18 protein-coding genes are annotated in these 21,418 nt (G+C 72.9%); 16 read left to right on the top strand and 2 right to left on the bottom strand.

Features of this window, described 5'->3' with window-relative positions:
- The first annotated feature begins 132 nt into the window (after positions 1–132).
- From ftsW to AC2TEW_RS31775, 8 genes are all read left to right on the top strand, one after another.
- On the top strand, positions 133–1,437 hold the full coding sequence (ftsW, locus tag AC2TEW_RS31810; protein ID WP_484624455.1) for a putative lipid II flippase FtsW: 1,305 nt from the start codon (positions 133–135) through the stop codon (positions 1,435–1,437).
- Between the two features lie 6 nt (positions 1,438–1,443).
- On the top strand, positions 1,444–2,550 hold the full coding sequence (gene murG, locus AC2TEW_RS31805; protein ID WP_033825329.1) for an undecaprenyldiphospho-muramoylpentapeptide beta-N-acetylglucosaminyltransferase: 1,107 nt from the start codon (positions 1,444–1,446) through the stop codon (positions 2,548–2,550).
- Positions 2,543–3,322: a cell division protein FtsQ/DivIB gene (locus AC2TEW_RS31800; RefSeq protein ID WP_484624426.1), complete on the top strand. Its 780-nt coding sequence runs from the start codon at positions 2,543–2,545 to the stop codon at positions 3,320–3,322. Before murG ends, AC2TEW_RS31800 begins: the two co-directional genes overlap by 8 nt.
- Positions 3,323–3,684: 362 nt before the next feature.
- Positions 3,685–4,893: a cell division protein FtsZ gene (gene ftsZ / locus AC2TEW_RS31795; RefSeq protein ID WP_484624425.1), complete on the top strand. Its 1,209-nt coding sequence runs from the start codon at positions 3,685–3,687 to the stop codon at positions 4,891–4,893.
- A 274-nt stretch (positions 4,894–5,167) separates the two neighbouring features.
- Positions 5,168–5,956 (top strand): YggS family pyridoxal phosphate-dependent enzyme, encoded by a 789-nt coding sequence (locus AC2TEW_RS31790; protein WP_484624424.1) that lies wholly within the window; start codon positions 5,168–5,170, stop codon positions 5,954–5,956.
- Positions 5,957–6,165: 209 nt separating this feature from the next.
- Complete coding sequence (locus AC2TEW_RS31785; RefSeq protein ID WP_033825327.1) at positions 6,166–6,774, top strand: cell division protein SepF; 609 nt, start codon at positions 6,166–6,168, stop codon at positions 6,772–6,774.
- 76 nt (positions 6,775–6,850) lie between these two features.
- Positions 6,851–7,141 carry a YggT family protein gene (locus AC2TEW_RS31780; protein WP_033825326.1) on the top strand — a complete coding sequence of 97 codons (291 nt, stop codon included), beginning with the start codon at positions 6,851–6,853 and terminating at the stop codon, positions 7,139–7,141.
- 49 nt (positions 7,142–7,190) lie between these two features.
- Positions 7,191–8,534 carry a DivIVA domain-containing protein gene (locus AC2TEW_RS31775; RefSeq protein ID WP_484624423.1) on the top strand — a complete coding sequence of 448 codons (1,344 nt, stop codon included), beginning with the start codon at positions 7,191–7,193 and terminating at the stop codon, positions 8,532–8,534.
- A gap of 572 nt (positions 8,535–9,106) precedes the next feature.
- Here the strand turns inward: AC2TEW_RS31775 and ileS are convergent.
- A complete protein-coding gene (gene ileS, locus AC2TEW_RS31770; protein ID WP_484624422.1) occupies positions 9,107–12,235 on the bottom strand; it encodes an isoleucine--tRNA ligase in 3,129 nt (1,042 codons plus the stop codon).
- 597 nt (positions 12,236–12,832) lie between these two features.
- Between ileS and AC2TEW_RS31765 the strand changes: the two genes are divergently transcribed.
- From AC2TEW_RS31765 to AC2TEW_RS31745, 5 genes are all read left to right on the top strand, one after another.
- Positions 12,833–13,342, top strand: coding sequence for a TraR/DksA family transcriptional regulator (locus AC2TEW_RS31765; RefSeq protein WP_484624421.1), 510 nt, complete (start codon positions 12,833–12,835; stop codon positions 13,340–13,342).
- A gap of 110 nt (positions 13,343–13,452) precedes the next feature.
- Positions 13,453–14,172 (top strand): signal peptidase II, encoded by a 720-nt coding sequence (gene lspA, locus AC2TEW_RS31760; protein WP_484624454.1) that lies wholly within the window; start codon positions 13,453–13,455, stop codon positions 14,170–14,172.
- Positions 14,173–14,257: 85 nt separating this feature from the next.
- A complete protein-coding gene (locus tag AC2TEW_RS31755; protein WP_484624420.1) occupies positions 14,258–15,196 on the top strand; it encodes an RluA family pseudouridine synthase in 939 nt (312 codons plus the stop codon).
- 11 nt (positions 15,197–15,207) lie between these two features.
- Entirely contained in the window at positions 15,208–15,663 is a 456-nt protein-coding gene (locus tag AC2TEW_RS31750) for a GNAT family N-acetyltransferase (protein ID WP_484624419.1), read from the top strand.
- 51 nt (positions 15,664–15,714) lie between these two features.
- Positions 15,715–16,173 carry a hypothetical protein gene (locus AC2TEW_RS31745; RefSeq protein ID WP_484624418.1) on the top strand — a complete coding sequence of 153 codons (459 nt, stop codon included), beginning with the start codon at positions 15,715–15,717 and terminating at the stop codon, positions 16,171–16,173.
- A 43-nt stretch (positions 16,174–16,216) separates the two neighbouring features.
- Here the strand turns inward: AC2TEW_RS31745 and AC2TEW_RS31740 are convergent, their stop codons facing one another.
- Positions 16,217–17,269, bottom strand: a complete 1,053-nt coding sequence (locus tag AC2TEW_RS31740) for a mechanosensitive ion channel family protein (RefSeq protein ID WP_484624417.1) — start codon at positions 17,267–17,269, stop codon at positions 16,217–16,219.
- 404 nt (positions 17,270–17,673) lie between these two features.
- Here AC2TEW_RS31740 and AC2TEW_RS31735 point away from each other — a divergent pair, with 404 nt between their 5' ends.
- The 3 genes from AC2TEW_RS31735 (at position 17,674) to AC2TEW_RS31725 (ending at position 21,313) form a co-directional block, all read left to right on the top strand.
- The gene (locus AC2TEW_RS31735; protein WP_484624416.1) at positions 17,674–18,273 is read left to right on the top strand and encodes a GNAT family N-acetyltransferase; all 600 of its coding nucleotides are present in this window, start codon (positions 17,674–17,676) and stop codon (positions 18,271–18,273) included.
- A gap of 76 nt (positions 18,274–18,349) precedes the next feature.
- Entirely contained in the window at positions 18,350–20,641 is a 2,292-nt protein-coding gene (locus AC2TEW_RS31730; protein WP_484624415.1) for a WD40 repeat domain-containing protein, read from the top strand.
- 126 nt (positions 20,642–20,767) lie between these two features.
- A complete protein-coding gene (locus tag AC2TEW_RS31725; protein ID WP_484624414.1) occupies positions 20,768–21,313 on the top strand; it encodes a hypothetical protein in 546 nt (181 codons plus the stop codon).
- Positions 21,314–21,418 lie beyond the last annotated feature (105 nt).

Below are 21,418 nucleotides of genomic sequence, written 5' to 3'. Positions count from 1 at the left end.
GGCCCACGGGCGGGCCGGCCGCCCGCGGCCGACGGGGGCGGGCGGCGGACGAGGCGAGGGCGGGGAGACGTGGCGGGCGACGGCAAGGCGGGCACCACAGCCCCACCCGAGCGGTCCTCACCGCTCAGACTGATCTCGGCGACCACCACCACCTTCAAGTCGGCCGGGCCGATCGCCCGCGCCCGGGCCTTCCGGGCGGGCTTCCGCTACGCCCTGGACCGGCCCCTGACGCCGTACTACCTGATCCTGGGCTCCACCCTGCTGCTGGTCGTGCTCGGCCTGGTGATGGTCTTCTCCGCCTCGCAGAACGTGGTCACCGAGAACCACCTGCCGATGACCTTCTTCTTCCGCAAGCAGCTGGTCGCCCTGCTGCTCGGCGCCGCCATCGCGATGCTGCTGGCCCGGGCACCGGTCAAGGGCCTGCGGGCGCTGGCCTACCCGGTGCTGTTCGGGGTGCTGGCCGGCCTGGTGCTGGTCGCGGTGCCCGGCATCGGCACCCAGGTCAACGGCAACCGGAACTGGATCAGCCTGGGCTTCTTCCAGATCCAGCCCTCGGAGTTCGCCAAGCTCGCCCTGGTGCTCTGGGGCGGCGACCTGCTGGCCCGCAAGCAGAAGACCCACATGCTCGACCAGTGGAAGCACCTGCTGGTGCCGCTGGTGCCGGGCACCGTGCTGCTGATGCTGCTGATCATGGTCGGCGGCGACATGGGCACCACCATGGTCCTGATCGGAATGCTGTTCGGCCTGCTGTGGATGGTCGGCGCCCCGATGCGGCTGTTCGCCGCGACCCTCGGCATCGCGGTGGTCGCCTGCACCGCACTGATCATCACCGTGCCGCACCGGCTCGACCGGCTCGGCTGCGTCGGCGTCACCAAGCCGGACCCCAACCTCAACTGCTTCCAGGCCCTGCACGGCCTGTACGCCTTCGCCGCGGGCGGCCCGTTCGGCTCCGGACTCGGCGCCGGCGTGGAGAAATGGGGCCAGCTTCCCGAGGCCCACACCGACTTCATCTTCGCCGCGACCGGCGAGGAACTCGGCCTGGTGGGGACGCTGTCGGTACTCGGCCTCTTCGCGGCACTAGGGTATGCGGGTATCCGTGTGGCTCTCGGCACCAAGGACCCGTTCGTCCGCTACGCCGCGGGAGCGGCCACCACGTGGATCATGGCGCAGGCCGTGGTCAACCTGGGCTCCGCACTGGGACTCCTGCCCATCGCGGGCGTCCCGCTCCCGCTGTTCTCGTACGGCGGCTCCGCCATGCTGTCGGCCATGTGCGCCATCGGCGTGCTGCTCTGCTTCGCGCGCAGCTCCCCGGGGGCGAAGGCGGCCATGGCCGCCCGGAGCTCGAACTCCCGGCTCAGGCCCGTCCTGGCCCGGGTGCTGCCACGACGACGGACCACAGCGCGCAAGGCCACCCGGCCGCCGCGCAGGGAGCGGTGAATTTCGGTGCATGTCGTACTCGCCGGCGGCGGAACCGCCGGCCACATCGAGCCGGCCATGGCCCTCGCGGACGCCCTCCGCAGGCACGACCCGTCGATCGGGATCACCGCGCTCGGCACCGAGCGCGGCCTGGAGACCAGACTGGTCCCCGAGCGGGGCTACAGCCTGGAGCTGATCCCGGCCGTCCCGCTGCCCCGCAAGCCCACCCCCGAGCTGATCACCGTCCCGGGCCGGCTGCGCGGCACCGTCCGGGCCGCCCAGGAGATCATCGAGCGGGTCAAGGCGGACGCCGTGGTCGGCTTCGGCGGCTACGTCGCGATGCCGGCCTACCTGGCCGCCAAGCGCGCCGGGGTGCCCATCGTGGTGCACGAGGCCAACGCCCGCCCCGGCCTGGCCAACAAGATCGGCGCCCGGTACAGCGACTTCGTCGCCGTCTCCACGCCCGACTCCAAGCTGCGCGACTCCCGGTACATCGGCATCCCGCTGCGCCGCACCATCGCCACCCTGGACCGCAACGCGGTCCGCCCGGAGGCCCGGCACTACTTCGGGCTCGACCAGCGGCTGCCCACCCTGCTGGTCTCCGGCGGCTCCCAGGGCGCCCGCCGGCTGAACGAGACCATCCAGGCCATCGCGCCGCGGCTCCAGCAGTACGGGGTGCAGATCCTGCACGCGGTCGGCCCGAAGAACGAGCTGCCGCAGATCGACGACATCCCCGGGATGCCGCCGTACCGGGCCGTGCCGTACGTGGACCGGATGGACCTCGCCTACGCCGCCGCCGACCTGATGCTCTGCCGGGCCGGTGCGATGACCGTCGCCGAGCTGGCCGCCGTCGGGCTGCCGGCCGCCTTCGTCCCGCTGCCGATCGGCAACGGCGAGCAGCGGCTGAACGCCCAGCCGATGGTCAAGGCGGGCGGCGGCCTGCTGGTCGACGACGCCGAGCTGACCGCGGACTGGGTACTGCAGAACGTCCTGCCGGTGCTCACCGACCCGCGCAAGCTCTGGGACATGAGCCGGGCGGCCGCCGAGTTCGGCCGCCGGGACGCGGACGAGCTGCTGGTCGGCATGGTCTACGAGGCGATCGACGCCGCCCGGGGCGGCCGCCGACGTGGCTGACGCGCCGGTCCTCGACGGCTCGCCGCGGGACGAGGAGGACGCCGAGGAGCACGCTCCCCGGCTCCGGCTCTCCCGGCGGGGCGTCGTGGTGCTGTGCGTGCTGGCCGCCCTGGTGGCCGGCACGCTCGGCTGGCTGGTGTTCCTCTCCTCGGCCCTGGACGTGCGCGAGGTCGCCGTCCAGGGCCTGCAGAGCGGGCACCTGAGCGAGGACGAGGTGCGCCGGGCGGCCGGGGTGCAGGACGGTCGGCCGCTGGCCCGGGTGGACCTGGCCGCGGTGGAGAAACGGGTCGCCGCGGTGCCCAGGGTGGCCGGCGTCGAGGTGTGGCGCGGCTGGCCGCACACCCTGCGGGTGAAGGTGACCGAACGGCGGCCGGTGGCCGCGGTCCACACCGACCGGGGGACGTACCTGCAGGTGGACGCGGGCGGCAAGGAGTTCGCCGACGAACCGCAACCCCCGGACGGCGTACCGGTGGTGGAGCTCCAGCTCAGTGCGCAGGCGAACGAGGCGCTGGGCGTGATCGACCGGCCGGCCCTGGTACGGGCCGCCGTCACGGTGGCCGCGGGACTGCCCCCGGAGGTCGCCAAGCGGGCCGGCGCGGTCCAGGTGCACTCCTGGGACGACATCCGGCTCCAGTTGCGCGACGGGGTGACGGTGCGTTGGGGCAGTCCGGAGCGGACCGCGCGCAAGGCCGTGGTGCTGACCGCGCTGCTCGGCCGGAAGGCGTCGAATTATGACGTGAGTGCGCCGGACGCACCGGCTGTGTCGGGATGATCCGGTAAGTTCTGTGCCTGAGGGCGGTATTGACGGGGTCGGGACCCCGGTCCGACTCTTGGTGGTCACCCCGGTTTCGCCGAGGGGTCGATGATCACATAGGCTCAAAAGAAAAAAGGGAAGCTCGGCGTGTTCGTTGAACACGTGCCGTCCCGCGACCTACTGTCCTGTTTCACCAGGCTGTGTCAGACAGTGATGTGACACAGGCGCAGCGGTAACCCTAAACCTCAAGTTCAGGGTTCGGGTCGGTGGTCGGCATTTCGGACAATCCGTTCGAAAGCGCGCTCCCCACCCATCGACATCCGTCGGCCTTCACCAACACAGGGAGCCGACCCGGAAATTCGAGGCGAGAGGCCTTCGACGTGGCAGCACCCCAGAACTACCTCGCAGTCATCAAGGTCGTCGGAATCGGCGGCGGTGGTGTCAACGCCATCAACCGGATGATCGAGGTCGGGCTCAAGGGCGTCGAGTTCATCGCGATCAACACCGATGCGCAGGCCCTCCTCATGAGTGACGCCGACGTGAAACTCGATGTGGGCCGTGAACTCACCCGGGGCCTCGGCGCCGGCGCCAACCCCGATGTCGGCCGCAAGGCCGCCGAGGACCACCGCGAGGAGATCGAGGAGGTCCTCAAGGGGGCCGACATGGTCTTCGTCACCGCCGGCGAGGGCGGCGGCACCGGCACCGGCGGCGCGCCCGTCGTCGCCAACATCGCCCGCTCGCTCGGCGCCCTGACCATCGGTGTGGTCACCCGCCCCTTCACCTTCGAGGGCCGCCGCCGGGCCAACCAGGCCGAGGACGGCATCGCCTCGCTGCGCGAGCAGGTCGACACCCTGATCGTGATCCCCAACGACCGGCTGCTGTCCATCTCGGACCGCCAGGTCAGCGTGCTGGACGCGTTCCGCTCGGCCGACCAGGTGCTGCTCTCCGGTGTCCAGGGCATCACCGACCTGATCACCACCCCGGGCCTGATCAACCTCGACTTCGCCGACGTCAAGTCCGTGATGTCCGACGCCGGCTCCGCGCTGATGGGGATCGGCTCGGCCCGTGGCGAGGACCGCGCCAAGGCGGCCGCCGTGATGGCGATCTCCTCGCCGCTGCTGGAGGCGTCCATCGACGGCGCCCGCGGCGTCCTGCTCTCCATCTCGGGCGGTTCCGACCTCGGCCTGTTCGAGATCAACGAGGCGGCCCAGCTGGTCAGCGAGGCGGCCCACCCCGAGGCCAACATCATCTTCGGTGCGGTCATCGACGACGCGCTCGGCGACGAGGTCCGGGTCACCGTGATCGCGGCCGGCTTCGACGGCGGCCAGCCGCCGGCGATCGTCCGCGAGCCGGTGGTGAAGTCCGCCTCCACCCCGGCCCCGGCGGCCGCTCCCGAGCGCCCCGCCACCCGCCCGTCCTACGGCGCCATCGGCTCGGTGACCGCCCGCGGCGAGGAGGGGGCCCGCCAGCCGGAGACCGCCCCGGTCACCGCGACCGCCTCCCCGGTCCCGCCGCAGGTGCAGCCGGCCCGTCAGCCGTACGTGGAGAGCCCGGCCGAGGAGCTGGACGTCCCCGACTTCCTGAAGTGACCCCGGCCGTCCTGACGGATGGTCCGGCCCGGTGCTCACCCCGTCCCCGCCCGACCGGCGGGGCCGCGGGGTGGGCACCGTGGTGTTCCGAGCCCGTCGGCGGCCGGCGGCATCGGGGGGACCCGCCGGTGTGGCGGGGCGATAGGTGGACCACAGGACCACCGAATTGGTGCGATCATCTGTCTGCACCCTTGAGCCGGCCGGTCACCACTCCTACTGTCGCGAGCCATGCCGGCCGGCTCGCGAGCCACGTCTGGTTGGGCCCTGAACTCTGATGACGAACGACCTCTACGGACCGTTCCCGGGAAACAGCGCGTTCCTGGCCGGCCTGACGCAGCAGCAGCACGCCCGCTACGAGCAGCTCGGCACCAACCTCGAGGTGGTGGAGCGGCGGATCGCCGACGCCTGCGCGGCGGCCGGGCGGGAGCGATCCGAGGTGTCGCTGGTCGTGGTGACCAAGACCTACCCGGCCGAGGACACCGCGCTGCTGGCCGCCCTCGGCGTCACCGACGTCGCGGAGAACCGGGACCAGGACGCCGCACCCAAGGCGGAGCGCTGTGTGGAGCTGCCGCTGACCTGGCACTTCGTCGGCCAGCTGCAGACCAACAAGGTGCGCTCGGTGGTCCGTTACGCGGACCTGGTGCACTCGGTCGACCGGCCCAGGCTGGTCGGGTCGCTCTCCGCCGCCGTCCTCCAGGCCGAACGGGCGCCGCTCGGCTGCCTGGTGCAGGTGGCCCTCGACAAGGAGGCCGGCGAGGGCGGGCACCGGGCCGGGGTGGCACCGGCCGAGGTGCCGGAACTGGCCGCCCTGATCGCCGACACGCCCGGGCTGCAGCTGGCCGGTGTGATGACCGTCGCTCCGCTGTCCGGCCCGCTGGCCGGCGATCCGGCGGCGGCCTTCGGGCGGTTGGCGGAAATCGCAAGCGCCGTACGCGCGGCCCATCCTGCTGCCACGATGGTTTCGGCAGGGATGAGCGGCGATCTGGAACAGGCCGTGGCGGCCGGAGCGACACATGTACGCGTCGGGACGGCGGTACTCGGAGTGCGGTCACCGCTCGGGTAACGTCACCGGGTAGTAGATCAGACTGCAGGACAAAATAGGACAGAACCTAGCAGCTTTTCAGAGCGCTAGCGAACCGTGGATCGCACCTCCGCCCCCCGTGCTCCCGGCCTGACGGGCCGTCGGCCCGATGGCCCCTGAGCGGGCGGCGGAGACCGCAGGTGAAGACCGTGGTCGGAGCCGATCCACCACAGAGCGGAGGAGACAGGAGCATGGCCGGCGCAATGCGCAAGATGGCGGTCTACCTCGGCCTCGTGGAGGACGAGACGTACGACGGCCAGGGGTACGACCCCGACGACGACTACGACTCGGACCCCGAGCCGATCCGGACCGGCCGCACCGAGGACCTCAGGTCCGCGGCCGCCACCCAGCCCGCCCCGGCGCCGGTCGCCCACATCGCCCCCCAGCCGGTGCCGGCCGCCGTGCCGATCCGGCAGGAGGCGCCGCGGATGGCTCCCGTGTCGTCCATCACACCCGACCGACGCCACAACGTGGAGAAGAGCGCCCCGGTGATCATGCCCAAGGTAGTGAACGAACGAGAGCCCTACCGCATCACCACACTTCACCCTCGAACCTACAACGAGGCCCGTACCATCGGGGAACAGTTCCGTGACGGGACCCCTGTGATCATGAATTTGACCGAGATGGACGACACCGACGCGAAGCGCCTCGTAGACTTCGCCGCTGGACTCGTCTTCGGTCTGCACGGCAGTATCGAGCGCGTGACCCAGAAGGTGTTCCTCCTGTCTCCTGCTAACGTCGATGTCACGGCGGAGGACAAGGCTCGGATCGCCGAGGGTGGGTTCTTCAACCAGAGCTGACCCGGCCACGACTTTATGTGTGGATCGAGCAACAGTGTGTGACTGACGGAATGTTGGCGGGGGAGAGGGAGACGAGATGGGGATCGTCGGCGCGGTGCTCTACTGGGCGCTGACCGTCTTCCTGCTGATCCTGCTCTTCAGACTCGTCATGGACTGGGTCTTCCAGTTCGCCCGCTCGTGGCGACCCGGCAAGGCCATGGTCCTGGTCCTGGAGGCCACGTACACTGTCACGGATCCGCCACTCAAGCTTCTTCGGCGGTTCATCCCGCCGTTGCGTCTCGGGGGCGTGGCGCTCGACCTGTCCTTCTTCGTACTGATGATCATTGTGTATGTCCTGATCTCGCTCGTGCGGTCCCTGTCGGTGTGAGCGATGCGACAGGATTCCGGAGTGCCGACGATCACGTTGAGGTGAAGAGATGCCATTGACCCCCGAGGACGTTCGGAACAAGCAGTTCACGACCGTCCGGCTGCGCGAAGGCTATGACGAGGACGAGGTCGATGCCTTCCTCGACGAGGTCGAAGCCGAGCTGACCCGCCTGCTGCGCGAGAACGAGGACCTGCGCGCCAAGCTGGCGGCGGCCACCCGTGCCGCCGCGCAGAACCAGGCCAACATGCGCAAGGAGCAGCAGCAGCCCCAGGACGCCCGGCCGGGCGCCCCGGTGCCCGCCGCCATATCCGGCCCGCCGGTGCCCGGCCAGCAGCAGGGCCCCGGTCCGCAGCAGATGGGCGGCCCGCAGCAGCAGATGGGCAACCAGCCCCTCGGCCTGCCGTCCGGCGCCCCGCAGCTTCCGGCCGGTCAGGGCGGCCCGATGCAGCAGCAGATGGGTCAGCCGCAGCTCGGCCAGCCGATGGGCCAGCCGCAGATGGGCCAGACCATGGGCGGCCAGCAGCAGCTGGTGCAGCCGATGGGCGGTCAGATGCTGCAGCCGATGGGCAACCCGATGCAGCAGATGGGCCAGCCGCAGATGGGCCAGCCCATGGGCGGCCAGCAGCTGCAGCCGATGGGCGGCCCGATGGGGCAGCAGCTCGGCGGCCCGCTCGGCGCACCCATGCCGCAGCAGCAGCAGGGTCCCGGCGGCGACAGCGCGGCCCGCGTGCTCGCGCTCGCCCAGCAGACCGCCGACCAGGCGATCTCCGAGGCCCGGTCCGAGGCCAACAAGATCGTCGGCGAGGCCCGCAGCCGCGCCGAGGGTCTGGAGCGGGACGCCCGCGCCAAGGCCGACGCCCTGGAGCGGGACGCGCAGGAGAAGCACCGCGTGGCGATGGGCTCGCTGGAGTCCGCCCGCGCGACGCTGGAGCGCAAGGTCGAGGACCTGCGGGCCTTCGAGCGCGAGTACCGCACCCGCCTGAAGTCCTATCTGGAGACCCAGCTGCGCCAGCTGGAGTCGCAGGCGGACGACTCGCTCGCCCCGCCGCGGATCCCCGCCACCGCTTCGCTGCCGCCGGCCGCGTCGTCGATGGCGCCGACCGGTGCGTCCTCGATGAGCAGCGCCACCCCGAGCTTCGGCGGCCAGCCGTCGTTCGGCGGCGGCCAGTCCTTCGGCGGCGGCCAGTCCTTCGGCGGACAGAGCTCCTTCGGCGGCGGCAGCGGCCAGCCCTCCTTCGGTGGCCAGTCGGGTGTCGGCAACGGCGCTCCGCAGATGGCTCCCGCCGGGATGACCCAGCCGATGGCGGCGGTCCGTCCGCAGCCTCCGCAGCCGATGCAGCAGGCGCCGGCGCCGATGCGCGGCTTCCTCATCGACGAGGACGGCGACAACTAAACAGCACCACCGTCGAGGGCGCCCCTTCTGTGACCATGGTCACGGCGGGGGCGCCCTCGTGCGTGGCCCTGCGGGCGGCGGGCGGACGGCTTCCGTTCGTTGCGCCGGGGTCCGCTGTGGTCCTCCGCTGCGAGGCGCCGTTCTCCCCGGCCTTCCGCCCGGGGGCACCCGGGGGCGGGAAGGCGGTGGCCGCCGGGGGCGGGTGCGGGTGGTGGGACTGCGTGAGCAGGTGGGAGCGTGGGGCGTTTGTTGCGCCGGGATGCGGCGGACTCTTCTGCTGCGCGTCGTTCTTCCCGGCCTTCGGCCCGGGAGGGCCGCGGGGGCGGACAGGCGGTGATCGCCGGGGTGGGGGCGTTCGTTGCGCCGGGATGCGGCGGACTCTTCTGCTGCGCGCCGTTCTCCCCGGCCTTCGGCCCGGGAGGGCCGCGGGGGCGGACAGGCGGTGGCCGCCGGGGTTGGGTGGGGGCAGTGGACTGTGCGAGCCGGTGGGGGCGGTGCCCCGGGGGCGGACAAGGCGGTGGCCGCCGGCTCCCGTGGGGGAGGCGGCGGCCACCGGTGGTGCGGGGGTGGGGTCAGGCCTTGCGGAGCTGGAAGGTGAGGCCGAGGGACTCGTCGGTGAAGGTCTCGGACTCCCAGTCGGCGGAGCCGGCGGCGAAGTCGGTGGCGAGGACCTCCTCGGCGACCAGGCCGCCGTGCTCGGTGATGGCGCCGGCGGTCTCCTCGTCGGCGGACTGCCAGCGCAGCACGATCCGGTCGGCGACGTCGAGGCCGGAGTTCTTGCGGGCCTCCTGGATCTGGCGGATGGCGTCGCGGGCGACACCGAGCCGCTTGAGCTCCGGGGTGATCGTCAGGTCGAGGGCGACCGTGGCGCCGGCCTCGTTGGCGACGGCCCAGCCCTCGCGCGGGGTCTCGGTGATGATCACCTCGTCGGGGGTCAGCGCGACGGACTCGCCGTCCAGCGTGACGGTGGCGGTGCCGGTGGCGCGCAGGTCGGCCGCGAGGGCGGCGGCGTCGGCGGCGGCGACCGCCTTGGCGACCTCCTGGACGCCCTTGCCGAACCGCTTGCCGAGCGCCCGGAAGTTGGCCTTGGCGGTGGTGTCGACCAGCGAACCGCCGACCTCCGCCAGCGACTCCAGCACCGAGACGTTGAGCTCCTCGGTGATCTGCGCCCGCAGGTCGGTCGGCAGCTCGTCCCAGCCCTGGGCGGCGATCAGGGCGCGGGACAGCGGCTGACGCGTCTTGACCCCGGACTCGGCGCGGGTGGCGCGGCCGAGCTCGACCAGGCGGCGGACCAGCGCCATGTGCCCGGACAGCTCGGTGTCGATCAGCGTCTCGTCCGCCACCGGCCAGGTGGCCAGGTGCACCGAGGCCGGGGCGTCGGGCGCGACCGGGACGACCAGGTCCTGCCAGACCTGCTCGGTGATGAACGGGGTCAGCGGCGCCATCAGCCGGGTGACCGTCTCCAGTGCCTCGTGCAGGGTGGCGAGCGCCGCGGCGTCGCCCTGCCAGAAGCGGCGGCGGCCGCGCCGGACGTACCAGTTGGAGAGGTCGTCGACGAAGCCGGAGAGCAGCTTGCCGGCCCGCTGGGTGTCGTACGACTCCAGCGCGAGGTCGACCTCGCGGACCAGGGTGTTCAGCTCGGAGAGCACCCAGCGGTCGAGCTGCGGCCGGTCGGCCGGGCGCGGGTCGGCGGCGGACGGCGACCAGTCGGCGGTGCGGGCGTACAGGGCCTGGAAGGCGACGGTGTTCCAGTAGGTGAGGAGGGTCTTGCGGACCACCTCCTGGATGGTGCCGTGCCCGACCCGGCGGGCCGACCAGGGCGAGCCGCCGGCGGCCATGAACCAGCGCACCGCGTCGGCGCCGTGCTGGTCCATCAGCGGGATCGGCTGCAGGATGTTGCCCAGGTGCTTGGACATCTTGCGGCCGTCCTCGGCGAGGATGTGCCCGAGGCAGACCACGTTCTCGTACGCGTTCTTGTCGAACACCAGGGTGCCGACCGCCATCAGCGTGTAGAACCAGCCGCGGGTCTGGTCGATCGCCTCGGAGATGAACTGCGCCGGGTAGCGCTTCTCGAACAGCTCCTTGTTCTTGTACGGGTAGCCGTACTGGGCGAACGGCATGGAACCCGAGTCGTACCAGGCGTCGATCACCTCGGGCACCCGGACAGCCGTGCCGGAGCACTGCGGGCAGCCGAAGGTGACGTCGTCGATGTACGGGCGGTGCGGGTCGAGCGCGTCCTGGTCGGTGCCGGTCAGCTCGCCCAGCTCGGCCAGCGAGCCGACGCAGGTGAGGTGGTCCTCCTCGCAGCGCCAGATCGGCAGCGGGGTGCCCCAGTAGCGGTTACGGGACAGCGCCCAGTCGATGTTGTTGTTCAGCCAGTCGCCGAAGCGGCCGTGCTTGACGTTCTCCGGGTACCAGTTGGTGGCCTCGTTCTCCCGGATCAGCGCGTCCTTGACCGCGGTGGTGCGGATGTACCAGGACGGCTGCGCGTAGTAGAGCAGCGCGGTGTGGCAGCGCCAGCAGTGCGGGTAGCTGTGCTCGTACGGCAGGTGACGGAAGAGCAGGCCGCGCGCCTGGAGGTCGGCGACCAGGGTCTCGTCGGCCTTCTTGAAGAAGACGCCGCCGACCAGCGGGACGTCCTCCTCGAAGGTGCCGTCGGCGCGGACCGGGTTGACCACCGGCAGACCGTACTTGCGGCAGGTCGCCAGGTCGTCCGCGCCGAAGGCGGGGGACTGGTGGACGATGCCGGTGCCGTCCTCGGTGGTGACGTAGTCGGCGTTGAGGACGTAGTGCGCGTCCTCGATCTCGACCAGGTCGAACGGCCGGGTGTACGCCCAGCGTTCCATCTCGGCGCCGGTGAAGGACTCGCCGGTGGTCTCCCAGCCCTCGCCCAGCGCCTTGCCGACCAGCGGCTCGGCGACGACCAGCTGCTCGGTGCCGTCGGTGGCCACCACGTAGGTGACGTCCGGGTGCACGGCGGCGGCGGTGTTGGAGACCAGGGTCCACGGGGTGGTGGTCCACACCAGCAGCGCGGCCCGGCCGGCCAGCGGGCCGGAGGTCAGCGGGAAGCGGACGAACACCGAGGGGTCGACCACGGTCTCGTAGCCCTGGGCCAGTTCGTGGTCGGACAGGCCGGTGCCGCAGCGCGGGCACCAGGGGGCGACCCGGTGGTCCTGGACCAGCAGGCCCTTGTCGAAGATCTGCTTCAGCGACCACCAGACGGACTGGATGTACTCCGGGTCCATGGTCCGGTACGCCTCGTCGAGGTCGACCCAGTAGCCCATCCGCTCGGTGAGCTTGGCGAACTCGTCGGTGTGCCGGGTGACCGACTCGCGGCACTTGGCGTTGAACTCGGCGATGCCGTACGCCTCGATGTCCTGCTTGCCGGAGAAGCCGAGCTCCTTCTCGACGGCCAGCTCGACCGGCAGGCCGTGGCAGTCCCAGCCGGCCTTGCGGGCGACGTGGTAGCCCTTCATGGTCCGGAACCGCGGGAAGACGTCCTTGAAGACGCGGGCCTCGATGTGGTGCGCGCCGGGCATGCCGTTGGCGGTGGGCGGGCCCTCGTAGAAGACCCACTCGGGGCGGCCCTCGGACTGCTCCAGGCTCTGCCGGAAGACCTTGTTGTCCTGCCAGAAGCTCAGGATCCGGTGCTCCAGCGCGGGCAGGTCGACCTGCGGCGGGACGGCGTTGTAGGTGGTCATGGGGTGCGTCTACCTCCGGCGGATGCGTGGACTGGCTTCCGACGGAGGGACGAGACGGCGTGCCGTCCCGCGGTACCACCCTCCTTGACCGCGATGGTGACTGCGGCCCTCTTGTTTTAGGGCTTGCTGCCGGGTCTACCGGGCCCAGGGCCCCTCTTCCGGCGGCTCCGGGGTGATCTTCCCGCCGCGCACACCCCCGGGCTCACACCGTCCCCGGGTCGCTCTCGGCTGCGTACGTCGGTACTCGTCCCATCAGCGCCTCGCAGGCCCCAGTGTATCGGCCCCGGCAACCCGGTTTCGCAGCGTTCGCTACGCGCCGTGAGGTTAGCGGATGACGATCTGGGCACAACTTGGGCAGCAACGGGGTGCGGGTCGAGCGGTCACGGCTGCCCGAGTGGGTTCCATGGAGCGCATCGGTATGTCCCGTTGTGGCCGGATTCGATGGGGATTATCGTTCCGGCACCGGAGACCGCCGGGAACCGGCGGTTCGAATTATTCGTAAATGAGGTCGAAGCCATGGCTGAGAAGGCAACAGGTGCGGGTACCGCCACCAAGCGGGCGCGCAAGGCTGTGGCAGGCGACCCAGGGGAGGGGACCGTGAGCACTGCACGGCGTAAGACCAGCACCACCACCGGCCATTCCGCGACCACCAGCCGCACCCACGTGCCGGCCGCCACCGGCGCCCGGGGCGGCGGCGCCGAGTCGGTCGACCCGGCCGAGCTGCCGGTCCGCCCGGGCGAGGAGCCGTGGACCACGGCCGAGGTGGCCGAGCTGCACGCCGAACTGAACGCGGACCTGGAGCGGCTGGTCGCCGAGATCGAGGCCTCCGAGGCCGCCATCACCGGCCTGATGCGCGACTCCAACGACGGCGCGGGCGACGACCAGGTCGACGCCGGCACCAAGAACATCAACCGGGAGAGCGAGCTCGCGCTCGCCAACAACGCCCGCGACAGCCTCGCCCAGACCGAGCGGGCACTGGCCAGACTCGAGGGCGTCGGCTTCGGCATCTGCGAGTCCTGCGGCCAGGCGGTCGGCAAGGCCCGGCTGCAGGCCTTCCCGCGGGCGACGCTCTGCGTCACCTGCAAGGCCAAGCAGGAACGCCGCTGACCCCCGGCCCGGGAGACGGGAGACGGGCGGTCCGGCTGGTCATTGCCGTACGCTCGTCCCCGTAACGTCGGCCCACCCGGCCGGTCCACTTTGTACAGGCAGCGGAGCGGATCATCAGCACTCCAGGTTCCCCCCAGACCCAGGACGACGCCGTCCCGACCGCGCGTGTGCCGCACGAGCCGGAGAGCGCCCTGGACGAGACCGCCGAGCCCGCCGACGGCGCAGCCGCCGAGCCGGGCGGCGCCACCGCGGCCGGTGCCACCGCCGCCGGCGGGGCGCGGGCCGCGGTCCGCCGCCGCCGGATCGGCGTCCTGCTGGCCGTCGCGCTGCTGGCCTACGTGATCGACCTGGTCTCCAAGCTGCTGGTGGTCGCCCGCCTGGAGCCCGACCACTCGGTGATCCGGGTGGTCGGCGACATCATGACCTTCCAGGTGATCCGCAACCCCGGCGCCGCGTTCGGCATGGGACAGGCGATGACCGTGGTGTTCACCGCCATCGCCGCCGCCGTCATCGTGGTGATCTGGCGGATCGCCCGCCGGCTGTACAGCCTGCCCTGGGCGGTCGCCCTCGGCCTGCTGCTCGGCGGCGCCTTCGGCAACCTCACCGACCGGCTGTTCCGCTCGCCCGGCGTCTTCCGCGGCCACGTCGTCGACTTCGTCTCGGTGCAGCACTTCGCGGTCTTCAACCTCGCCGACTCGGCGATCGTCTGCGGCGGCATCCTGGTCGTCCTGCTCTCCTTCCGCGGCTCCAACCCGGACGGCACCAGCCACCAGCCGGCCAAGGCCAAGGACGACACCGCGGCCGCCGACACCACCGACCGGACCGAGTAGCGGCCGGACCCGGCAGCGGCCGCACCCGCCCCGGCCCCGCGCCCGCGGGTCGGGCGGGCACCCGCGGTCCGGCATACTCGTACGGGTGAGTACCGCAGCGCAGACCCGCAGCCTCCCCGTTCCCGACGGCCTGGAGGGCGAGCGACTCGACGCCGCCCTGGCCCGGATGTTCGGTTTCTCCCGGACCAAGGCCGCCGAGCTGGCCGCCGACGGCAAGGTGACGCTCGACGGGGCGGTGGCCGGAAAGTCGGACCGGGTGACCGCCGGCGCCTGGCTGGAGGTCGAGATCCCCGCCCCCGCCTCGCCCGTGCAGATCGTCGCCGAGCCCGTCGAGGGCATGCGCATCGTGCACGACGACGACGACATCGTGGTCGTCGACAAGCCGGTCGGCGTCGCCGCCCACCCCAGCCCCGGCTGGACCGGCACCACCGTGATCGGCGGCCTGGCCGCGGCCGGCTACCGGATCTCCACCTCCGGCGCGGCCGAGCGCCAGGGCGTGGTGCACCGCCTGGACGTCGGCACCTCCGGCCTGATGGTGGTCGCCAAGTCGGAGCGCGCCTACACCGACCTCAAGCGGCAGTTCCACGACCGGATCACCGAGAAGAAGTACCACACCCTGGTCCAGGGCCACCCGGACCCGATGAGCGGCACCGTGGACGCCCCGATCGGCCGCCACCCGAGCTCCGACTGGAAGTGGGCGGTGACCCGGGACGGCAAGGCGTCCGTCACCCACTACGACCTGATCGAGGCCTACCGGGCCGCCTCGCTGCTGGACATCAAGCTGGAGACCGGCCGCACCCACCAGATCCGGGTGCACATGTCCGCGCTGCGCCACCCGTGCGTCGGCGACCTCACCTACGGCGCCGACCCGACGCTCGCCAAGCGGCTCGGCCTGACCCGCCAGTGGCTGCACGCCGTCCAGCTCGGCTTCGAGCACCCCTCGGACGGCGAGTGGGTGCAGTTCCACAGCGAGTACCCGGCCGACCTGCAGAAGGCCCTCGACATCATCTCCTCCGAGAGCTGAGGGAGGGCGGCATGACCGAGATCCGCGAGGCCTCCGGCGGCGCCGACCTGGACCTGGTGCGCGGCGTCCGCCACGAGGTCTTCGTGGTCGAGCAGAGCGTCCCCGAGGAGCTCGAGTACGACGACCTCGATGCCACCGCCGTGCACCTGCTCGCGGTGGCCGCGGACGGCCACGCCCTCGGCACCGGCCGGCTGATCCACGGCGCCGACGCGCTCAAGCTCACCGGCACCGAGGGCCGGGTGCTGCTCGGCCGGCTCGCCGTCCGGCAGGAGGCCCGCGGTACCGGGCTCGGCGCGCGGCTGGTCCGGGCGATCGAGCAGGCGGCGCGCGAGCGCGGCGCGGTCGAACTGGAACTGCACGCGCAGGTCCAGGCGCTCGGCTTCTACGAGCGGCTCGGCTACGCCGCCGAGGGCCCGGTCTACCAGGACGCGGGCATCCCGCACCGGACGATGACCCGGGTGCTGTAGCCCCGCACCCGCCTGCCGGACCTCTCCCCGCCCCCTCTACCCTGCCTGCTCATGACCAAGGCGAGAAAGATCGAGGCGGGGATGGCCGCCGCCGCGCTGCTGGCCGGCGCCGGTGTGTGGTGGGCGGCCACCGGCGGCGTGTACGGCTGCTCGGCGGCGGAGCGGCGGCTCGGCCCGCGGCTGCTGTCCGAGCAGGTCCTGCCCGCGCACCCGGCCGGGCTCGAACCGGTCGGGCCGCCCGAGGCCGGCCCCTGCGACGAGGACGACCAGCACGTGGAGATCGGGCAGCGGTACCGGCCGTCCGTCCCGATGGCCGAGGCGGTGGACCGCTACACGGCCGAGGTGCGACGGCAGGGCTGGCAGCCGCAGCCCGTGCGGCCCGGCACCGGACCGTGCTACGCCAGGGAGGCCGCGGGCACCGTGGTCTTCCTCGACTTCGGGCCCTCGGACGACGGCACGGAGCTGGTCGCGCACCTGGTCGCCGACCCGTACCGCGGGGTGTGGTGCTGAGGGGTGTGGTGCTGAGGCGGGTGGTGCCGAGGGGCCGGTCCGGTCAGTGGCGGCCGCCGTCCGGCGGGCCGTCCCGCCGCGGGCCGTCGCCGGTACGGATCCGGGGGAGTGCGGCCGGGTGCCGGTCCCGCAGGTGGGCGACCAGCCGTTCGCGGATCTCGAAGCGCAGCGCCGCCGCGTCGTCCGGGGTGGCGGCGGTGGCCGCGGCCCGGACCACCAGGGTGCTCGGGGTGGTGTCGACGACCTGGAGGTACCACTCCCGGCCGTCCCAGCCGGGGCTGAGCGGCAGTGCCCGGCGGAACTCCTCGCGCAGCTCGTCCACGGCCGTGGTGTGGTCGACGTGCAGCAGCACCCAGGCCAGCAGGCCGGGGTCGCGCCGGGTCCAGTTCTCGAACGGCTTGCCGACGAAGTAGGAGACCGGGACGACCAGCCGCCGGTGGTCCCACAGCTGCAGCACCAGGTAGGAGAGGGTGATCTCCTCGACCGTGCCCTGCTGGCCGTCGACCACCACGGTGTCGCCGATCCGGACGGTGTCGCTGAAGGCGATCTGCAGTCCGGCGAAGAAGTTGCCCAGGGCGGACTGGGCGGCGATGCCGGCCACGATGCCGATGATGCCCGCCGAGGCCAGCAGGCTCGCGCCGATGGTGCGCATCGCCGTGAAGGTCAGCAGCATCGAGGCCAGCGTGACCACCCAGACCAGCGCGCTCAGCACCCGGCGCAGCAGGCCGAGCTGGGTGTGCACGCGCCGGATCCGGGACGCGTCCTCGGTGACCGTCTCGTACCGGCCGAGGACCGCGCCGAGGACGGCGGCCAGCAGCCGGACCGCCAGCCAGCCCAGTGCGGCGATCAGGACCAGCAGCAGCGCGTGCCGGACCCGGTCGTCGGTCAGGCCGAGCAGGTGCTCCACCGGGCGCAGGGCGAGCAGCAGGGCGGCCAGCAGGACGAGCTGGAGCGGTGGCCGGCAGCGGCGCAGCAGCGGCCACAGCGGTGCGTCGGGGTGGCCGGCCGCGGCCCGCCGGAGGGCCTGGTCGACCAGCCATCCGGCCGCCAGGGTCACGAGGCCGACGGCGAGCAGACTGACGAGGGGCCAGAGCACGGGAACACCTCGGTCGGGTAGTTTCCTGGGTGTTTCGCACCATACCGTCAGGTTTCGCCGGGATCGGGCCACCCGGGACGGTGGCGCGGGCCGGAGGGTGGCCGGGTCACCGTTCCGGGTGTCGCCGGGGTGAGCGCCCGGCCGGGCGGCCGGGAGGGCGGGCCCGTCGGCCGGGTGCGGACGGGGGCCGAGCGGATCGTTACCAGTCGGTAACAGGTGCGTGAAGTCCTCGGGGGGCGGTCGGCGGCGGGTGGCGCGCGGTGGGTGCGCACGCTCCGGCGGGGTGCGTTGGACGGGCCGGGCGCTTCGTGTCCGATCCGTGCGGTTCGCGCCGCCGGGTACGCCGGGAGTGCAGGTCACCCCCGCCGGGCGGCGGGTTGATCTTCGCGCGTAGAGGTGATCTGATGGCCGCCCCGGCGCGTCGAAGGGGGCTGACCGTGCGCCCACCGAACACGCTTCCCGTGCCGGTTCTGACGGACGATCAGGTGCTGATCCGCCGCCCCGAGGCCCGCGACGCCGCCACCGTACTGGCCGGCACCCGTGACCAGCTGGTCCGCGAGTTCATGCAGGGCGTGATCCCGCATCAGGACCTGGCCTCGGCCGAACGCTGGATCGCCGAAGTCCCGCCGCTGCTCTGGGCCGAGGGCCGGGCAGCCTACTTCTCGGTGGCGCTCGGTGACGGCCCGTCGGTCGGCTGGGCCGAACTGGTCGACCTGCGGCCCGCCGAGGACGCCGCCGAGGCCGCCGTCTGGCTGCTGCCGGAGGCGCGCAGCATGAAGGTGGCGAGCTCCGCCCTGCGCCTGGTCTGCCGCTTCGGCTTCGAGCAGTTGGGGCTGCGGCGGATTGACGCGTACGCTGCCGTCGATAACATGCCGGTTCAGGTGGTTGGTGCGTATATCGGGTTCCGCCGTGCGGGCTTCCGTTCGGAGCTGTTCCGCAGTTCCCGGACCCAGAGGCTGCACGACGCCGTGTACGCCACCCTTGTACCCGAGGACCTTTGCTGACGCCGGTTCAGGATCGCGCGCGGGGGGCGTTTCGCGGCGAGCGTACCGACGGGACACCCGTCGAGAGGAGAGCGAAATGTCGCAGGAAACCGGAACCCCGGTCGACGAGACGGTGCCCGAGGGGACGGCGCCCGAGGCGCCGGGGGGCCCGGGCCTGCTGCTGACCACCGGGGACGAGGCGCTGCCCGCCGGGTACGTCGAACTGGCCGTCGGCGCCGACGGCACCGTCCGGGCCGGCCGCCGCACCGCCGACACCCTGGTGCTGCGCACCGGGCGGATCGACCCGGCGCTGCTCAAGCGCATCCTGTCGGCGCTGCGCAAGGCGCGCCCGGGCCTCGACCCGGCCGACCCGGGCCTCGCCGCACCCTCCGCCGCCCGCCGGCTCGCCGTGTTCGGCGTGCTGCCCGCCGGGGACACGGTCTGGGACGACGCCACGGCCGCACCACTGCCCGGCGTCGGCAACGCCCTCGAGGCGCTGGCCGCCCAGCTCATCGACCCGGCCGCGGCCGGCCGGCTGCCCAGCGCGCTGATCGCACTGGACGAGCCCGATCCCGCGCCCGCCGAGCCCAGTGCCCGCCCCGCCGCCGTCATCGGCACGGTGGCAGGCCGGGCCGCCTACGCCCTGGCCGAACCCGGCCTCGGGTTCGGCCTGGCCGCCCTGGAGGGCTCGGTCCCGCTGGGCGGCTCCGACACCGACGCCGGCGTGCTGCCGACCGCCGTCGCGCTCGGCGCGGCGGGCGGCCACGAGCTGTTCGCGGTCGGCGGGGAGGACGGCGCCGTGCAGGTCTGGGACGCCGCCACCGGCGCCCTGCTGCACGGCACCGCCGGCGGCGAGGGCGCACAGGCCGTCACCGCCGGTACGGTGCAGGGCGTTCCGCTGGTCTTCTCGGCCGGCCGCGAGGGCGAGGTCCAGGCCTGGCACGCCGAGGACGGCCGGGCGCTCGGCCTGCTGCCGGTCGCCGGACACGGCGCCACCGCGCTGTGCCACGCCCGCTGCGCCGACCTCGACCTGGTGGCCGCGGCCGGCGACGACGCGCTGGTCCGGGTCTGGGACGCCGCCACCGGCGAACAGCTCCACCTGCTGGTCGGCCACACCGACCGGGTGACCGTCCTCGCGGTCCTCGCACTGGGCAACCAGGCGCTGCTGGCCTCCGCCGGACTGGACGGCTCGATCCGGCTCTGGGACCTCGCCACCGGGCAGCCGGTCGCGGTGCTGACCGGCCACTCCGCCACGGTCACCGGGCTCGCCTTCCTCACCTCGGACGCCGACCCGCTGCTCGCCTCCTGCGCCCTCGACGGCACCATCCGGACCTGGGACGTGTTCACCGGCAAGACCCTCAACGGCTGGACCTCCGAGCGCCGCTGGCTCACCGGGGTGGCCGCGGTCCGCCCGGCCGGGCGGCTGGTGCTGGCGACCGGCGACGAGAGCGGCCGGCTGGCCTTCTGGGACCCGGCCACCGGCGCCGGCCTCGGCGAGTGCACCCCGGACGGTTCCGGCTACCCGGTCAACGCGCTGGCCGCCGGCGAACTGGACGGCCGCCCGGTGCTCGCGGCCGGCTACGGCGACGGCACCCTGCGCCTGTGGGACGCGACCCTGCGGACCGAACTGCTGGTCACCGCGCCCGACGGCGGCCCGGTCACCTCGGTGGCGCTGTGCCCCACCGAGGGCCGGACCCTGGTGGTGTGCGGCACCGCGGTCGGCGCGGTCCGCTGCCTCGACCCGCGGGACGGCGTGCCGCTGTCCGTCCCGACGCCGCACACCGGCGCGGTCACCGGGCTGGCGTTCGCCGACCCGGCCGAGGACGGCGACGCGCTGCTGGTCTCGGTCGGCGCGGACGGCACCGTCCGGGTCCGCGACGCCGTCACCGGCCGCCCGCTGCTGCGGCTGGCGGCCGACCCGCGCGGGGTGACCGCACTGGCCGTCGGCGCGGTTGCGGGACGCCGGATGCTCGCCACCGGCGGGGCGGACGGCGTGGTGCGCCTCTGGGACGCCCTGGACGGCCGTCCGGGACCCGAACTGACGGGTCTCGCCGGAGCGGTCGAGACGCTCGCGTTCGGCCTGCTGGGCGACCGTCAGGTGGTCCTCGGCGGCAGCGCCGCGGGCGGTGTCCTGCTGTGGGACGCCCAGGACGGCAGCCGGGCCGCGGAGTTCGCCGGGGGCGACGCCGCGGTGCGGAGCATGGTCCTCCAGAACCTCGACGGCGAGGCCCTGTTGGCGGCGGGCGACCAGCGTGCCACTCTGCGGCTGTGGCACGTCTCCAGCGGCACGCTGCTCAACGAGGCCGGGCTGGACCGGATCCCGCTCGCCATCGCCTTCGGCGAGGCCGGGCTGCACGTGGTGGGTCCGGGCGGCGCGACCGTGCTCTGACCGGGGGCGGCCGTCCCCGCCGGCCGGCGGGGACGGCGTTTTGTGATCGTTTAGAGGTCCGGGACAGAGTGGGACCGGGCCGGACGGGACCGGGCGGGAGCCTGGGGGGAGAGGGTGGGCAGCACCGTGAGCGGAAAATCGTTCCAGATCGATCTCGACGAGGTCGAGGCGGCGGCCAAGGCGATCCGGACCATGCTCGACGACATGGAGGCGCCGACCGCCAGGCTGGAGGCCGTGATCAAGCAGATCAAGCCGACCGCCTACGGCACCGACGCCGTCGGCAAGTCGCTGACCGGCGGCGGGTCCTCCGTCGGCGGGATTCCCGAGCACCAGCAGCAGGTCTTCGACGGGGTGAAGAAGTACCTCGCGAACTCGGCCCAGTTGGCGGCCAACCTGGAACTGATGTGCCAGCAGTACCGGCAGACCGACGACGCGCAGGCCACCGAGCTGCGGCGGCTGAACGGCTCCCGCGCCGACGGTGACCCGGTCCCCGCCACCCCCACCCACGTCACCCCCCGGGTGCCGCAGAAGGACCCGGTCACCCTGACCACCTCGGGTGAGCCCGCGCCGGAGTTCCACAACCCGGACAAGCCCGACCTGGACTACAACGAGCGTGACTCCGACCCGGATCCGGAGCCGCACGCCCCGGGCGGCGGGCACATGCTCATCTAGGGCCGCGTCGCGGGCGGCGGCGTTCCGGCCGCCCGGCCGCCGCCGTCCCTCCGGCCCCGAATCCCCCGTCCGGCTCCAGCCAGGCCGGCGCGGGGCCGGAACCCG

It is taken from the genome of Kitasatospora sp. NEAU-CNBT7 (assembly GCF_057220535.1).
The sequence above is the reverse complement of the archived record's forward strand: the minus strand, read 5'-3'. Positions and strand labels throughout refer to the sequence as shown.

Excerpts from the sequence above, each read along its gene's own strand:
- AC2TEW_RS31785 (WP_033825327.1), top strand. The coding sequence starts at position 6,166 with ATGGCCGGCGCAATGCGCAAGATGGCGGTCTACCTCGGCCTCGTGGAG.
- ileS (WP_484624422.1), bottom strand. The coding sequence starts at position 12,235 with ATGACCACCTACAACGCCGTCCCGCCGCAGGTCGACCTGCCCGCGCTG.
- AC2TEW_RS31775 (WP_484624423.1), top strand. The coding sequence starts at position 7,191 with ATGCCATTGACCCCCGAGGACGTTCGGAACAAGCAGTTCACGACCGTC.
- AC2TEW_RS31790 (WP_484624424.1), top strand. The coding sequence starts at position 5,168 with ATGACGAACGACCTCTACGGACCGTTCCCGGGAAACAGCGCGTTCCTG.
- AC2TEW_RS31780 (WP_033825326.1), top strand. The coding sequence starts at position 6,851 with ATGGGGATCGTCGGCGCGGTGCTCTACTGGGCGCTGACCGTCTTCCTG.
- AC2TEW_RS31750 (WP_484624419.1), top strand. The coding sequence starts at position 15,208 with ATGACCGAGATCCGCGAGGCCTCCGGCGGCGCCGACCTGGACCTGGTG.
- AC2TEW_RS31735 (WP_484624416.1), top strand. The coding sequence starts at position 17,674 with ATGGCCGCCCCGGCGCGTCGAAGGGGGCTGACCGTGCGCCCACCGAAC.
- AC2TEW_RS31730 (WP_484624415.1), top strand. The coding sequence starts at position 18,350 with ATGTCGCAGGAAACCGGAACCCCGGTCGACGAGACGGTGCCCGAGGGG.
- AC2TEW_RS31745 (WP_484624418.1), top strand. The coding sequence starts at position 15,715 with ATGACCAAGGCGAGAAAGATCGAGGCGGGGATGGCCGCCGCCGCGCTG.